Raw genomic sequence first — 15726 nt, 5'->3', positions numbered from 1 at the left:
TCCGTTATTAGAACATGCCATGCGAGCTGGGTCACGCCTGTTCCGCTTGGCCCGGTGTAGGCTCAAGACAGGTCGTAAAGACCCGGCAGGCCAAGAATGCGTTCGAGTTCCTCGAGGGCGGCCAGACATTCGATCGCCAGCTGCGGGTCGGCCAGGTCCTTCGGCTCGATGCGGTCGCGGTAATACCGCTCGACCCAGGGCACCAGCTTCGCATACAGGGCCTCGGTCATGACCACGCCCTGGTGCATGGCGCGCGCTTCGTCGTCGGTGAGCGCCACGCGCAGGCGCAGGCAGGCCGGCCCGCCGCCGTTGCGCATGCTCTGGCGCAGGTCGAATTCGAGCAGCTCGTCGATCGGGCCGCCGCCGGCCACCATGCCGTCGAGGTAACGCGACACCGCCTGGTTCTCGCGGCATTCGTGCGGCACCAGCAGCGCCATGCCGCCGTCCGGCCTGGTGAGCAGCTGGCTGTTGAACAGGTAGCTGGCCACGGCATCGGCCACCGGCACCTGCCCGGTCGCCACGCGCACCGGCAGCAGGCCGGTATCGACGCTCTCCATCGCGCCGCGCAGCGCGTCGAGGGTGCCGGCTTCATCCAGGAAGGCCTGCTCGTGATAGAACAAGACGTTGCCGTTGCCGACCGCGATCACATCGTTATGGAACACGCCCTGGTCGATCACGTCCGGGTTCTGCGAGGCGAACACGGTGCGGGCCGGGTCCAGGCCGTGCAGGCGCGCCACCGCCTGCGAGGCTTCCAGGGTCTGGCGCGCCGGGTATTTTTTCGGGCTCGGGGCGGACGGATCGAACTCCACCCGGCCGTACACGAAGAATTCGACGCCGGCCGCGCCGTGCGAGCTTGCAAAACGGGTATGGTTGGCCGCGCCCTCGTCGCCGAAAGCCGGCACCGGCGGCAGCGCGTCGTGCACCATGAAGTGATCGGCGTCGCCGAAGATGGCGCGCAGCGTGCGGGTGGCCTGCACGTATTCTTCGGAGCGGTGCAGCTTGTTGTTCAGGTTGGCCGGCGTGAAGTGCACGCGCCCGTCCCGCGCGTCGGCGGAGGGGCTGACGGTGGCCGCGTTCGCAGTCCACATCGGCGCGGCCGAGTACGCGCAAGCCAGGATCACCGGCGCCTCGCGCATGGCCTGGGCCAGCACGTCGGCGTCGGTGCCCGAGAAGCCGATGCGGCGCAGGAGGCGGAAGTTCGGGCGCGCCTGCGGCGGCATCACGGCCTGGGCGAAGCCGCGCGCAGCCAGCGCGCGCATCTTGGCCAGGCCCTGCAGCGCGGCCTGGCGCGGGTTCGAGGCGCTGCGCACATTGCTGAACGAGGCGACGTTGCCGAACGAGAGGCCGGCGTAGTTGTGGGACGGGCCAACCAGGCCGTCGAAGTTGTATTCGCGAGCGGTACGCATGATTTAAAAGTGTAGTCCCGGCGACAGCTTGGCCGGCATCTCGAGTTCGGCCGTCTCGATCGAGGCGACCGGGTAGGCGCAGTAATCGGCCGCGTAATAGGCGCTCGGGCGGTGGTTGCCCGACTTGCCGACGCCGCCGAACGGCGCCGAGCTGGCAGCGCCCGTGGTCGGGCGGTTCCAGTTGACGATGCCGGCGCGGGCGCGCACGGCGAAGCGCTTCCAGAGTTCTTCCGACGGCGACAACAATGCCGCGGCCAGGCCGAATTCGGTGGCGTTGGCGGCAACCAGGGCAGCGTCGAAGTCTTTCACGCGGATCACCTGCAGCAGCGGGCCGAACCACTCTTCGTCCGGAATGCCCTGAGCATCGGTGGTGTCGACGATGCCGGCGGTGACGAAACCGGCGTTCGGGTCGAGTTGTTTCATCTGCAGCAGCACCTTGCCGCCCTTGGCTGCCATCCCGGCCTGCGCTTCGACCAGGCGCGCGGCAACGGCCGCGGACACCACGGGGCCCATGAAAGGCTGGGGCTCGGCCTTCGAGGCGCCCATCTGCAGGGTCGAGGCGACCTGCACCAGGCGGTCAAGGAATGCCTGCCCGCTTGGGGAGTCCTGGATGATCAGGCGGCGCGCGCAGGTGCAGCGCTGGCCGGCCGAAATGAAGGCCGACATCACGGCGTGGTGCACGGCCGCGTCGATGTCCTTCGGCTCGTTCTTGATGTCCCATACCACCAGCGGGTTGTTGCCGCCCATTTCCAGCGCCAGCATCTTGCCCGGCTGGCCGCCGAACTGCTTGTGCAGGGCCGCGCCGGTCTGGCTGCTGCCGGTGAACAGGATGCCGTCGATGTCCTGGGCCTGGCCCAGCGCCACGCCGGTGTCGCGCCCGCCGTTGACCAGGTTCAGCACGCCCTTGGGCAGGCCGGCCTGTTCCCACAGCTGCACGGTTTTCACCGCGGTGCGCGGCGCGTATTCGCTCGGCTTGAAGACCACGGTGTTCCCGGCGATCAGGGCCGGCACGATGTGGCCGTTCGGCAGGTGGCCCGGGAAGTTGTAGGGACCGTAGACGGCGAACACGCCGTGCGGGCGGTGGCGCAGCACGGCATTGCCGTCGGCGACCTTGGCAGCCGTCTCGCCGGTGCGCGCGCCGTAGGACTGCACCGAGATGTCGATCTTGTTGGCCATGGTGGCCACTTCCGTACGCGCTTCCCACAGCGGCTTGCCGACTTCCTCGGCGATGATGCCGGCCAGCTCCTCGGCATGCTCCTTGAGCAGGTCGCGGTAACGGGTCGCCACGGCGATGCGCTCATCCAAAGGCATAAGCGCCCAGGCTTCGAACTGCTCGCGTGCGGCGGTCACTGCCTGCTGCACGTCTTCCGCGGTCGACTGCTTGCTGGTCCAGGTCTGGCGGCCGGTCGACGGGTCGATGGTGGCGAGTTCCGTGCCGCTGCCGGCGAGCCATTCGCCATTGATGTAGTTCGACAGATTAGCCATGCGCGTTCTTCCTTGCGTTGAGTGTCAGCGTCCGCACTTCGTCGCCGGCCTGCACGTGCAGCTGCGAGAGTTCCTGGGCGGTCAATGCGACGCGGTTGGCGCCGGGGACGGCGCGGGTAAGAATCATGCGGAAATCGGCCAGCTTGGTGTTCGAGACCAGCACGTGCTCGGTCTCACCTTCCGCCACGCCTTCGCCGGCAATCGCCAGCACGCTGTCGCGCACCGCGCGCAGCTCGGACACGCGGCCCTGCAGCACCGGGCCGGCGTCGAAGATGTCGACATAGCCTTCGTAATGCATGCCTTCGTTTTCCAGGAGCTTCCTCGCCGGGAGGGTCGAGGTGTGCACCTGACCGATGACTTCGCGCGCCGATTCCGGCAGGTAGTCGACGTACAGCGGCTGGCGCGGCATCAGCTCGGCGATGAAGGACTTCTTGCCGATCGCGGTCAGGCCATCCACATGGTTGAAGTCCATCTTGAAGAAGTGCCGGCCCAGGCCTTCGTAGAAGGGCGAGACGCCCTGGTCGTCCTGGTAGCCGCGCATCTCGGCGATGATCTTCTCGGTGAACATGTGCTGGAACTGGGCGATGAACAGGAAGCGGCTTTTCGACAGCCACTTGCCGTTGAAGCCTGCGCGGTACTGCGGCAGCAGGAACAGCGAGCACAGTTCGGTCGAGCCGGTCAGGTCGTTCGACAGGTACAGGGTTTCCATCCGCGTGAACACGTTCAGTTCGCGGCTGCAGTGCACCAGGGTGCCGATACGGTAGTTGTAGAACGGCTCGGTGAGTCCGACCGCGCCCTTGATGGCGCAGACGCCGGCGATACGGGCGTCGTCGGTATGCTCGAGCACGAACATGTAGTCGCGCTCTTCAGGCGGGATGATCTCGGCGAACGAGGCCACCGCGGTGGCGATGCGGTCGCCCAGCATCTTGACGTCCGGCTTCAGGGTGGTCATGCCGCTGCCGGCCTGGCGCGCCATTTCCATCAGGGCGTCCAGATCGGTCGTTTTGATTGCACGGATTACGAGCATGGAGTCCTCTTTCAGATGCGCACGCAGGTGACGCTGTCACCTGGAGAGACGCCCAGCGCCTGCTGGGCCTCGCGCGACAGGCAGATGGCCTGGGCGGTATCGACCGGCGGGCAGGCGGTGATGACGGCGCGGAAGGCCTGTTCAGTACTGGCCACCGCATAGGTCACCAGCGAGTCGTGCGGCGCATCGATCCGGGCATTCTCCACCTGGCGCAGGTGGGAGCCGCTGAACGAGCGCAGCGAATTGCGGTGCGCCTGCAAAATGGGGCCGCCGTCGAAGATGTCGATGTATTCGTCGGCCTCGAAGCCTTCTTGCGTGAGCAGGTCGAAGGCGAGTTCGCCGCTCGGGTGGATCTGGCCGAGGGCGGCCTGGGCGTCGCCCGGCAGCAGCGGCACGTAGACCGGATAGTGCGGCATCAGTTCGACGATCAGGGTGCGGTTGCGGGCGCCGTCGATGACGCGCTCGGCTTCTAAAAAGTCCATCTTGAAGAACTTGCGGCCCAGCGCATTCCAGAAGGCCGACTGGCCGTCGGCGTCGGTGACGCCGGCCAGCGGCACGAAGAAACGGTCGCCGAAGCGGTGCGGCGCCAGCACCGCGTACAGCAGGCGTGCGCGCGACAGCAGCGCGGCCTCGGTGCCGGCGCTGTCGCGGTTGCGGATGTAGAAGCCCGACAGGTGCGAATAGGCCGTCAGCTCCGAGCACAGGGTCAGCGCGTGCACGCTGTGGCTGATGTTCAGGTCGCGCGAGACCTGCTGGATCACGTCGTTGCGGAACGCAAAATAGGTGCCGTTCGAGCCGGCCGATGCATGGATCGACGAGGTGCCGACCACTTCATGCGTGCGCAGGTCTTCCAGCACGAACTGGTAGGACTCCTCGCTCGGGATGTCGACATGGGCGGCGAAGGAAGCGATCGAGCGCTCGACCGCGGCGACGATGGCTTCGCGCGTGCGCGGCAACGTGTGCACGCCGGGAATCGAGACCGCCCCCAATGCCTCGAGGGCGCCGATATCACCGCGCTCTACCGGACGAACTACATACATGCGAACTCCTGAAAGAGATCAATCGATCTGTCAAACGACGCGGCCGGCCACGCCTGAAAACAAGCGGGCCGGCCCGGGCGAGGCCTGGATTAGGCGGCGATGAACGCCTCGACGGCTTCGCGCATCAGGCGATCCGCTTCGGCGATCTGCTCGTCCGACACCACCAGCGCCGGCGCCAGGCGCACCACGTCGGGACCGGCGATCAGCAGCATCAGGCCGAGCTTTTCAGCCAGCTTGGTGTAGTCCTTGGAACGGCCCTTGTAGCCTTCGGCCATCGGCAGGCCGATGAGCAGGCCCATGCCGCGCGGCTTGCCGAAGACCTGCGGGTAGTCGGTGGCCAGCTTGTTCAGGTTGGCGAAGATCTTGTCGCTGGCTTCGCGCACGCGCGCCAGGAAGGCTGGCTGGCTGATGGTCTCGACGACCTTCAGGCCGACGGTCGCCGCCAGCGGGTTGCCGCCGTAGGTGGTGCCGTGCGAGCCGACGCCGAAGTGCTGCGCGATTTCTTCGGTGGTGAGCATGGCGCCGATCGGGTAGCCGTTGCCCAGCGCCTTGGCCGAGGTCAGGATGTCCGGGGTCACGCCCATGTCCATGTAGGCGTAGAAGTTGCCGGTACGGCCCACGCCCGACTGCACTTCGTCGAATACCAGCAGCGCGCCGGTGGCGTCGCAGAACTCGCGCAGCGCCTTCAGGTAAGCCTTGTCGCCCGGGATGACGCCGCCCTCGCCCTGGATCGGCTCGACGATCACGGCCGCGACGTCCTCCAGGATCGCGGCGCGCGCGGCCTCGATGTCGTTGTACGGGATGTGGCTCAGTTCCTGCGGCAACGGCTCGAAGCCTTCGGTGTACTTCGGCTGGCCGCCGACCGACACGGTGAACAGGGTACGGCCGTGGAAGGACGACAGGCAGGACACGATGCGCGACTTGTGCGGACCGAACTTGGTGTGCGCATACTTGCGCGCCAGCTTCAGGGCCGCTTCGTTGGCTTCGGCGCCCGAGTTGCAGAAGAAGGCGCGGTCGGCGAAGGTGGCTTCGGTCAGGGCCGAGCCAAGACGCAGCACCGGCTCGTTGGTGTAGCCGTTACCGAGGTGCCAGAGGGTGTTGATCTGCCTGGTCACCGCATCGACCAGGGCCGGGTTGCAGTGACCCAGGCTCGAGACGGCGATGCCCGAAGTGAAGTCGAGGTAACGCTTGCCTTCCTGGTCCCACACTTCCAGGCCCGCCGCGCGCACCGGCACCATGGCTGCCGGGGCATAGGTCGGGACGAGGACTTCGTCGAAGGTCTGCCGGGTGACAGGCCGCGTGGTGACACCGGAGTCGAGCTTTGCGTTCATGGCTTCTTCCTCATCTTCAAGAAGGTTGTGCGCGGGCCAATCGCCGCGCAGGTTGAAGCCATTATAGGAAGGCACCCCCACAAGTTCTTGCAGAACTGCGACAGGGATTTTCGTTTTTAGTCGGAGAAATATTATGGGAATGACAAAGCCTTCCCACCCTGCAAGGCTCCCCTCCCGCACATCGCTGCCGGTAGTCGAGAAAATGACCGCAGAGGACTGTCGACAAAAGCATTTGACAGCATCGATTACAGATGTAATTATCAACTGAGATTACACATGTAAATGAAAAGATATGACCGACTCTCCACAACCCGGCATCAGCGACGCCGAGTCCCAAGTGATGGAAGTGCTCTGGCGCGCAGGCGCCCCTGTCGTGGCCGAGCAAGTCATCGCCGCGCTGTCCGACACCCAGGCCTGGCAGGCCGCCACCGTCAAGACCTTGCTCAACCGCCTGCTCAAGAAAGGCGCGATCGCTGCGCAGAAGGATGGACGGCGCTTCCTCTACCATGCCGTGCTGCGGCGCGAGGAATGGCTGGCGCGCGAAAGCGAAGGCTTGCTGCAGCGCCTGTTCGGCGGGCGCATCGCCCCGCTGGTGGCGCATTTCGGCAGCCAGCGCAAGCTGTCGCAGGCGGATATCCAGGAATTGCGCAAGCTGATCGACGAATTCGACGATGGCAAGTGAACTCACGCTGCTCATACTGCGCGCGGCCTGCTTTGCCGGCCTTGCCATCGTCGTCCTGCTGGTGGTGCGCACGCCGCTGCGGCGCTGGAGCGGCGCCGCCCTCGCTTACCAGGCCTGGCTGCTCGTCCCGCTGGTGACCGTCGCCGCCATCCTGCCGGTCCGCTCGATGCCGATCGTGCTGGCTGCGCCGGCGCTGCGCCCGGTGCAGGCATTCGCCGCCCAGGCCGTCCCGACGACCCCGGCCCGGGTCGATGCGCTGCTGGTGCTGTGGGCCTGCGGCGTGGCGGCATCGGTTGCCTGGCTCGTTGTGGGACACCGGGCTTTCCTGCGCCGGGCGGGCCGGCTGACGCGGGCCGGCGAGGTGTACTTCAGCGAAGCCGATGCCGGCCCCGCGTCGGTCGGCCTGCTGCGCCCCCGGATCATCCTGCCACATGATTTCGCCCAGCAGTATTCGCCATCCGAGCAAGCCCTCGTGATCGCCCACGAGCAGGCCCACATCGGCCGCCGCGACGCGCTGGCCAATTTGCTGGCGGCCCTCTTCCAGTGCCTGTTCTGGTTCAATCCGCTGGTTCACCTGGGCGCGCGCCATCTTCGCCAGGACCAGGAATTGGCTTGCGATGCCCTCGTCATGCAGCGCCATCCGCAGCAGCGCCGGACGTATGCGCAAGCGCTGCTCAAGTCCCATGCCGGCGCCTTCGATCTTCGCCCCGGCATTCGCTGTCACTGGAAAACCCACCACCCCACCAAGGAGCGTCTCATGCACCTGCAGCACACCCCGCCCGGAACCCTTCGCCGCTTCGCCAGCCGCTGCCTGCTTGCCCTGCTGGCCGCGGGCGCCCTTACCGGAACGCTCGGCGTTCGCGCACAAGAGGCGGCAACGGCGCCGTCCTATTCGGTGGCGATGACATTCGACGCCGGCGGCGAACGATCGACGCCGCGTGTCGTGACCAGGGCGGGAGAGCAGTTTGCGGTGGCCTCGGGCGAGTGGCGCATCGAGATGAGCGTGCGCCCCGGGCAAACGGCGGGCGACGTCTGGCTGAAAGGCCGGGTCTTGAAGGGTGCGGAAGTGGTCAGCGCGCCGACCCTGCTGGCCCGTCTCGGCGAACAGGCGACGATCAAGGTGGGCGAGGCGGGCGCGCCATTCAGTGTCTCGATGGTCGTCACGCGCCAGCCTTGACCGGCGCCGGACCAGGCGCTACTGACCCAGCTTGCGCTGCCTTTCCTCGCGCGGCGTATTCCCGAACAGCGCGCCGAAGGCCGTTGAGAAATGCGAGCCAGAGGAAAACCCGCACATCAGCCCCACCTGCACGATCGAGTGGTTGGTCTCGATGAGCAGCTTGCGGGCCCGCTGCAGGCGCAGCTCAAGGTAGTAGCGCGAGGGCAGGCTGCCCAGGTATTGCTTGAACAGGCGCTCGAGCTGGCGCCGCGACACGCCCGACAGCCCCGCGATCTCGTCGGTCGAGAGCGGCTCTTCGATGTTCGCCTCCATCAGCGCCACCGCCTCGGTGAGCTTGGGCTGCAGGGTGCCGAACCTGGCCTGCAGCGCGACGCGCTGGCGCTCGTCCTTGCCGCGCACCCGGTCCACGCACAGGATCTCCTTGACCTGGGCCTGGACCGCTCCGCCGAACAGCAGCTCGACCAGGGTCAACGCAAAATCGATGCTGGCCGCGCCGCCGCAACAGGTGAGGCGGTTGCCGTCGACTTCGAACAGATTGGGGGTGAACATGGCCTGCTCCGCCAGCGCATTGGTGTCGGGGTACAAGGCCCAAGGCAGCGCGGTGCGGATGCCGTGCAGTGCGCCGGCATCGGCCAGCCACAGGACGCCGGCGCCGACCCCGCCCCAGAAGGGCGCGGCGCGGCAGCGCTCGACCAGGGCGCGGCAGTTGGCGGGCCGCAGCGCCGCTTCGGCCTCGTCGGCCACCAGCAGCACCAGGTGCCAGTAACGCTGGGCATCGGCCATGAATTTGTCGGGGCTGCGCACGTCCACGTGCAGCAGTTCGGGGCCCAGCAGCTTGGCCGCGAGGCGCAGCGGCTGCACCAGGCCGGACCAGGTCAGCATGTCCGGCTCGCCCGCGTTCACCAGGACCACGCGCAGCGGGCGTTCCTGTGCCAGCAGGGACAGGTCAGCAGGCTGCATCGGAACGGTTTGGCGGTGTCATACGGGGAAAGGGGCATGGCGCCCGGTAGTACGCATCGCCCGCTATCATACAGAACAATGCGCAGGACAATGGGAGGCCGTCCCGGCCGGCATTCGGATAATGCCTCGCAGGCGGCTATAATCCTGCCCCATGGGGGAACGATATTTAAAGAGTGTCCGGCTGCTGGCCGAGTGCATGCAAGGCTTCGAGCGTTTTTCCGGCGAGTCGGTGCGCCAGCACGGGCTGACGCACGCGCAGTTCGATATCATTGCCACGCTGGGCAACACGCCCGGGATGAGCTACAAGGAACTGGGCGAGCGCACCCTGATCACCAAGGGCACCCTCACCGGCGTGATCGAGCGGCTGGAACAGAAAGGCCTGGTCGTGCGCGAACGCAGCCTTGAGGACAAGCGTTCGTTCTACGTGCGCCTGACGCCCGCCGGCGAGACGGTATTCTCCGACGTCTTCCCCAAGGTCGTGGCACACGGCAAACAGCTGTTCGCCGGCTATGGCACGACCGAATTCGATGCCCTCGACGCCGCACTGCGCAAGCTGCGCGACCAGATCGCCGCCGGCGGCGCCTCCCCACCTTCTGACACATAAAGGAATTGCCTTGAAAACCTCCCTGATCGACGGCAAGAAGCCTGCCCATTTCGACAAGCACATCATCGGCAACATCCTGCTGGACGTCGCCCCGCTCGACGAAGTGCAGCAGGAAAGCATGCTGATCGGCGTGCGCAACGACTCCGGCGAGATCTACCGTCTCATCGGCGCAACCAAGCTCAACAGTTTCATGAACGCCGTCGAGGAACTCATCGACCTGGGCCTGACCGACGAGCTGCAAGACACCGAAGAGCAGAAGGAAGGCTGCGACGCCATCTTCAGCGAGCTGTGATCCGGCTCGCCGCCGTGCACTGGCCGGCAAAGACTTAATGCCACAAGGCAATATTTCTTAGCCCGGCGGTGCAATGGGGGTATAATTTTTCGATGGACCGACTCTCTGCCCTCAAGAGTATTGCCGCCCAGGCCAGCCGCGGCGACCTCAGCTTCCCCACGAACGTCGATGCAACGCTCAAGCTGCAGCGCGCCCTGGGCGAGCCCGACTGCCATGCCGACATGGCGGCGCGGCTGGTGCAGGCCGAGCCGCTGCTGGCGGCGCGCACCGTCGCGATCGCCAACTCCGTGGCCTACAACCGCGCCGGGCAGGACGTCACCAACGTTCGCGCGGCGGTGCAGCGCGTCGGTTTCCGCACGCTCGGGGCGCTGGCCGCCTCCGTGATCGTGCGCCAGCTGGCCAGCGAAATCAGCGATCCCGGCCTGCGCGCCAAGGCCGACGCCCTGTGGATCCACTCGGCCCACGTGGCCGCCCTGGCCCAGGTGATTGCGCGCCGCGTCTCCTTCGTCGATCCTGAAACGGCCATGTTCGCCGGCATCGTCCATGAAGTGGGCGGCTTCTACCTGCTCTCGCGCGCCGAGGAATTCCCCGGCCTGCTCGACGGCGGCCCCGAAGACTGGCTCGAGCATGGCGAAGTGGCGATCGGCCGCGGCGTGCTGCTCAAGCTGGGCGTGCCTGTACCCGTGATGGGTGCGATCGAGGCGCTCTGGAACGGCATGCGCGCCCTGCCGCCGGAAACCCTGGGCGACACCCTGCTGCTGGCCAAGGACCTCGCGCCCTTCCCTTCCCCGCTGCACCAGCGCCCCGGCGCCACCACGCCGGAGAGTGCCGCGACCATCGATTTCACGACCGGCGAAGGCACGCTGGCCCAGGTGCTGGCCGAATCGGCGGAAGAAGTGAAGAGCCTGACAGCAGCGCTGCTCTAGCGGACAAAAAAATGCCCGCTCATGAAAGCGGGCAAAGTCCAAAACTAGGGATGTCCTGAAAGAGACAGTTCCACTATAGGCCGCGCCCTAGGCCGCTTCCGTGCGGTGATTCACACACAGGGGTGTTGCAACTCTCAAGTTGTCATCAAACGAAAAACTGGCTAGGATCGTAAATACTTTCCACTAGTCAATTCCCCACGCCATGGCACACTCCGGTTCAACGATCGCCTGCAGCGACCACGTCAGCTCGCCGGCACCGGCAGCCGTGGCCACGGCCTTGCCCCTGGCCCTTCTGACAGCCTGCGGCGGCGGCGATAGTGCCGCTCCCGCACCGGTTGCGTCGCCGCCCGTGGCAACGGTCCCGGTGGCAACGCCGCCGCCGGCCGGCCCCACCGCGGCGGAAGCGTCGCGTTTCCTGGCCCAGGCATCGATGGGCGCAACGCGCGAACAGATCGCGCGCGTCCAGTCGATCGGCTACGCCGCCTGGCTCGATGAACAACTTGCCGCCCCAGCCTCGGCCACGCGCTGGGACTACCTGGTGTCGCGCGGGCTGAACGGTCTCACCAACAAGAATGGCGAAGCGGGCGCCGACGCAGCGATCTGGCGCAAGCTGTTGTCCTCGTCCGACACCCTGCGCCAGCGCATTACCCTGGCCCTGTCCGAAATCCTGGTCACTTCCGTCTCGGGCTTCAGCGGCGGATGGAAGGCCTTCACTGCGGCCGCATTTCTCGACCTGCTGGAAGCGGAAGCCTTCGGCAATTACCGCCGCCTGCTGGAGAAGGTCTCGACCAGCGCGGCAATGGGCGAATACCTGACCTACCGCGGCAGCGTCAAGTTCAGGGCCAGCACCGGCGCGCTGCCGGACGAGAATTATGCGCGCGAGCTGATGCAGTTATTTACCATCGGCCTGGTCACCCTGAACCTGGACGGCACGCCCAAGCTCGTCGGCGGCCAGCAGGAAGAAACCTATGGCCTGGACGATATCGCCGGCCTGGCGCGGGTATTCACTGGATGGAACTACGACCTTGCCGGCGGCAATACCGACTCCCCGGACTACAAGCGCCGCCCGATGATCGTCAACGCCAGCGCGCACGAAACGGGCACCAAGACCTTCCTGGGAAAAACCATTGCGGCAGGCGTAAGCGGCGAAGAAAGCCTCAGGCAGGCGCTCGACACGATCTTTGCGCACGCCAACGTGGCGCCCTTCGTGAGCCGCCAATTGATCATGCGCCTGGTCTGCAGCAACCCTTCACCGGCCTATGTCACGCGCGTGGCGACGGTCTTCAACAACGACGGCGCCGGTGCCAAGGGCAACCTCGCGGCCGTCGTCAAGGCCATCCTGCTCGACAGCGAAGCGCGCACGGCGCCGCTGCCGGGCGACCTGCGCTTTGGCAAGCAGCGGGAACCGATACTCCGGCTGGCCGCCTGGGCACGTGCATGCAAGGCCAGCTCCGCCAGTGATGCATGGGCGGTCGGCAATACCTCGGATCCAGCCACGCGTCTCGGACAAAGTCCCTTGCGCGCCGCCAGCGTCTTCAACTTTTTCCGCCCGGGTTACGTGCCTCCGAACAGCGCCGTCGCCACTGCCGGCATGGTCGCACCGGAATTCCAGCTGACCAACGAGTCGAGCGTGGTCGGCTACATCAATTTCATGCAGACCGTGGTCAGCCGCGGGATCGGCGACGTGAAGGCAGACTATACGGCGCTGCTGCCGCTGGCCGATACCGCCCAGCAGCTGCTCGACGAACTCAATCTCGTCCTCGCAGCAGGCCAGCTGTCCGCACCGACCCTGTCCCTGCTGAAAGGCGCCATCGATGCCATGCCGGCCGGCAGCGAGGGCGCACGCGCCAACCGCATCCATGCGGCCCTGACGCTCGTGCTCGCCGCGCCTGAATTCATCATTCAAAAATAGGAAGTCGCCATGGCCATCAAGCACCAACAACCTGCATCGCGCCGTGCCTTCCTGAAACGGGCCTCGGCCCTCTCGGTAGCCGGGGTGGCCGCGCCATGGGCGCTCAACCTGGCAGCGATGGCCGAGGCATCGGCCGCCACGGCCGGCGACTACAAGGCGCTGGTCTGCGTGTTCCTCTATGGGGGCAACGATTACGCCAACACCCTCGTGCCCTACGACGTGGGCAGCCATGCGGCCTATCAGCAGATGCGGCCCGGCTTCGCCTACGGCCGCGCCAGCCTCGACGCCACCGCGCTCGCGCCGGTGGAGGCCCCGGTCGACAGCGCCGGCTTCGGGCACCAGTATGCGCTGGCGCCGGAACTGTCCCCACTGCTGCCGCTCTTCAATGCCGGCAACCTGGCGGTCATGCTCAACGTCGGCACCCTGGTGCAACCGACCTCCAAGCAGCAATACCTGAACCGTTCCGTCAAATTGCCGCCCAAACTGTTCTCGCACAACGACCAGCAGTCGGTCTGGCAATCGTCCTCCCCGGAGGGCGCCACGTCCGGCTGGGGCGGGCGCCTGGGCGACCTGTTCGAAAGCGGCAACGGGAATGCGACCTTCACCTGCGTCAACGTATCGGGCAACGCCGTATTCATGTCGGGGAAATCGGCAGTGCAATACCAGGTGTCGAGCAGCGGTTCGGTGCCGCTGGCCGGCGTGAAGTCGCCGCTGTTCGGATCGGCCGCAGCCAGTGCCGCGCTCGCGACCCTGGTGAGCCAGCCGCGCGCGCACGTGCTGGAGAACGAATATACGCGTGTGACCAAGCGCTCGATCGAGGCAGACAGCATCCTCACCGGCGCGCTGGCGTCGTCGCCGGCCCTGGCCACGCCTTTCGCTGCCGGCAACAGCCTGGCCAGCCAGCTCAACATGGTCGCGCGGATGGTCTCCGCCGCACCCAAACTGGGCGCGAAGCGGCAAGTGTTTTTTGTGTCGATGGGAGGCTTCGATACGCACGACAACCTGCTCGGCACGCATCCGGCCCTGTTATCGAACCTCGCCTCCGCCCTGGCGTCATTCCAGGCAGCGATGCGCGAACTGGGCTTGGGCGACAGTGTCACCACTTTCACGGCCTCGGATTTCGGCCGCACGATGGCCGGGAACAGCGACGGTTCCGATCACGGCTGGGGCAGCATGCATTTCGTGATGGGCGGCGCCGTCAAGGGCAAGCGCTTCTATGGCAAGGCGCCGGTCGTCGCAAACGGCGGACCGGACGATGTCGGACAGGGACGCCTGTTGCCGACCACATCGGTCGACCAGTTCGCCGCGACGCTGGGCAAATGGCTGGGCGTGACCGATAGCGAACTGCTGGCGATGCTGCCCGGGCTGTCCAACTTCGATGCCAGTGCACGCAATATCGGCTTCCTCTGACGCGGTAAAAAAAAAACCCGCGCCGGTTGGGGAGCGGGTGAAGTCCAAAACTAGGGATGTCCTGAAAGAGACAGTTCCACTATAGGGGTCCGGCGTAGGCCGCTCAGTGCGCTGATTCACACAGGCGCGATATTTCATGTTCGTTATTTCCGCAGCGACGTAGAAAAAATACACTTTCTATGGCTGAGCCCGTCAATATCCGACAATCGTCTGTTTCGCGGAGAACTGCAGGGCAGCGTCACCGAACAAAAAAAACCCGCTCCGGTTGAGGGAGCGGGTGAAGTCCAAAACTAGGGATGTCCTGAAAGAGACAGTTCCACTATAGGGATCGGCCGGGACCGGCTCTGTGCGACAGCACACACAAATCCCGAACTTGTCACATTCCTTGATCCAAATGTAAAAAATGCCGCGCCGGGATAACCGGGCGGCATTTTTTTTCGAGGGGACAGGCTTAAACGACGGCGCCGTCGGTCTCGTCCTTTTCCTTGACCGGCTTGATCAGGTCTTCACGCTTGACGCCCAGCCACATGGCCAGCGCGGCGGCGACGAACACCGACGAGTAGATACCGAAGCAGATGCCGATGGTCAGCGCGATCGCGAAGTAGTGCAGTGCGTGGCCGCCGAAGAACAGCATCGACAGCACCATCAGCTGGGTCGAGCCGTGCGTGATGATGGTGCGCGAGATGGTGCTGGTGATCGCGTGGTCGATCACTTCCGGCACGCTCATCTTGCGCTGCTTGCGGAACATCTCGCGGATCCGGTCGAAGATGACGACCGATTCGTTGACCGAATAGCCCAGCACCGCCAGGATCGCCGCCAGCACCGTGAGCGAGAACTCCCACTGGAAGAAGGCGAAGAAGCCCAGGATGATGACCACGTCGTGCAGGTTGGCGATGATGGCCGAGACGGCGAACTTCCACTCGAAGCGGATCGCCAGGTAGGCGACCACGCCGACGATCACCATCAGCAGCGCGTTCAGGCCGTTCTGGGCCAGCTCTTCGCCGACCGCCGGGCCGACGTATTCGACGCGCTGCAGGCTCACCTGTTCCTGGCCGGCCGCATTCACGCAGCTGGTGCGGCTGACCTGTTCGCCCTTGTCGGTCGTGACCTGGGTGACTTTCGGCGTGCCCTGCTCGGAGGTGCAGATGGCGGCAAAGGCACGGGCCGAGGCGCCTGCCTGTCCCTGGCCTTCGACGATCGGCAGGCGCAGCAGGATGCTCTGCGCGTTGCCGAAGGTGGTCACTTCAGGCGCTTCGTAGCCGGTGGCGCGCAGCGTCGTGCGGATCTTTTCCTGGTCGGCCGCATGCGGGTAGCGCAGTTCCATCACGGTACCGCCGGTGAATTCCACCGAATAATGCAGGCCCTTGGTCACCAGGAAGAACACGGCAGCCAGGAAAGTCACCGCCGAAATCACGTTGAGGATCAACGCGTGGCGCATGAACGGGATGTCCCGTTTGATCTTGAAGAATTCCAT

At 65.8% G+C, this 15726-nt stretch carries 14 protein-coding genes; 7 read left to right on the top strand and 7 right to left on the bottom strand.

Annotation, left to right across the window (positions count from 1 at the left end):
* Positions 1-62: 62 nt before the first annotated feature.
* The 5 genes from astB to AC56LR_RS16865 form a co-directional block, all read right to left on the bottom strand.
* On the bottom strand, positions 63-1406 hold the full coding sequence (astB, locus tag AC56LR_RS16885) for an N-succinylarginine dihydrolase (protein ID WP_497131981.1): 1344 nt from the start codon (positions 1404-1406) through the stop codon (positions 63-65).
* A 3-nt stretch (positions 1407-1409) separates the two neighbouring features.
* Positions 1410-2891, bottom strand: coding sequence for a succinylglutamate-semialdehyde dehydrogenase (gene astD, locus AC56LR_RS16880; RefSeq protein WP_497131980.1), 1482 nt, complete (start codon positions 2889-2891; stop codon positions 1410-1412).
* Positions 2884-3918, bottom strand: a complete 1035-nt coding sequence (astA, locus tag AC56LR_RS16875) for an arginine N-succinyltransferase (RefSeq protein WP_497131979.1) — start codon at positions 3916-3918, stop codon at positions 2884-2886. Before astA ends, astD begins: the two co-directional genes overlap by 8 nt.
* 11 nt (positions 3919-3929) lie before the next feature.
* Positions 3930-4958 carry an arginine N-succinyltransferase gene (locus AC56LR_RS16870; RefSeq protein WP_497131978.1) on the bottom strand — a complete coding sequence of 343 codons (1029 nt, stop codon included), beginning with the start codon at positions 4956-4958 and terminating at the stop codon, positions 3930-3932.
* 89 nt (positions 4959-5047) lie between these two features.
* Positions 5048-6289, bottom strand: coding sequence for an acetylornithine/succinyldiaminopimelate transaminase (locus tag AC56LR_RS16865; protein WP_497131977.1), 1242 nt, complete (start codon positions 6287-6289; stop codon positions 5048-5050).
* A 292-nt stretch (positions 6290-6581) separates the two neighbouring features.
* Between AC56LR_RS16865 and AC56LR_RS16860 the strand changes: the two genes are divergently transcribed.
* Together AC56LR_RS16860 and AC56LR_RS16855 are read left to right on the top strand one after the other, a co-directional pair.
* Positions 6582-6971: a BlaI/MecI/CopY family transcriptional regulator gene (locus AC56LR_RS16860; protein ID WP_497131976.1), complete on the top strand. Its 390-nt coding sequence runs from the start codon at positions 6582-6584 to the stop codon at positions 6969-6971.
* A complete protein-coding gene (locus AC56LR_RS16855; protein ID WP_497131975.1) occupies positions 6961-8148 on the top strand; it encodes a M56 family metallopeptidase in 1188 nt (395 codons plus the stop codon). The genes AC56LR_RS16860 and AC56LR_RS16855 overlap by 11 nt, the downstream gene beginning before the upstream one ends.
* A gap of 18 nt (positions 8149-8166) precedes the next feature.
* Here the strand turns inward: AC56LR_RS16855 and AC56LR_RS16850 are convergent, their stop codons facing one another.
* Complete coding sequence (locus AC56LR_RS16850; RefSeq protein ID WP_497131974.1) at positions 8167-9108, bottom strand: GlxA family transcriptional regulator; 942 nt, start codon at positions 9106-9108, stop codon at positions 8167-8169.
* A 196-nt stretch (positions 9109-9304) separates the two neighbouring features.
* Between AC56LR_RS16850 and AC56LR_RS16845 the strand changes: the two genes are divergently transcribed.
* From AC56LR_RS16845 to AC56LR_RS16825, 5 genes are all read left to right on the top strand, one after another.
* Entirely contained in the window at positions 9305-9712 is a 408-nt protein-coding gene (locus AC56LR_RS16845; protein WP_497131973.1) for a MarR family winged helix-turn-helix transcriptional regulator, read from the top strand.
* A 10-nt stretch (positions 9713-9722) separates the two neighbouring features.
* A complete protein-coding gene (locus tag AC56LR_RS16840) occupies positions 9723-10004 on the top strand; it encodes a hypothetical protein (protein ID WP_171088453.1) in 282 nt (93 codons plus the stop codon).
* Between the two features lie 92 nt (positions 10005-10096).
* Positions 10097-10930 carry an HDOD domain-containing protein gene (locus tag AC56LR_RS16835; RefSeq protein ID WP_497131972.1) on the top strand — a complete coding sequence of 278 codons (834 nt, stop codon included), beginning with the start codon at positions 10097-10099 and terminating at the stop codon, positions 10928-10930.
* Between the two features lie 349 nt (positions 10931-11279).
* Positions 11280-12842, top strand: coding sequence for a DUF1800 domain-containing protein (locus AC56LR_RS16830; protein WP_497131971.1), 1563 nt, complete (start codon positions 11280-11282; stop codon positions 12840-12842).
* Positions 12843-12851: 9 nt separating this feature from the next.
* Positions 12852-14252, top strand: a complete 1401-nt coding sequence (locus AC56LR_RS16825) for a DUF1501 domain-containing protein (protein ID WP_497131970.1) — start codon at positions 12852-12854, stop codon at positions 14250-14252.
* A gap of 451 nt (positions 14253-14703) precedes the next feature.
* Here the strand turns inward: AC56LR_RS16825 and secF are convergent, their stop codons facing one another.
* Complete coding sequence (gene secF, locus AC56LR_RS16820; protein WP_497131969.1) at positions 14704-15726, bottom strand: protein translocase subunit SecF; 1023 nt, start codon at positions 15724-15726, stop codon at positions 14704-14706.

This window comes from Telluria sp. ZT3P39 (assembly GCF_059685935.1).
The sequence above is the reverse complement of the archived record's forward strand: the minus strand, read 5'-3'. Positions and strand labels throughout refer to the sequence as shown.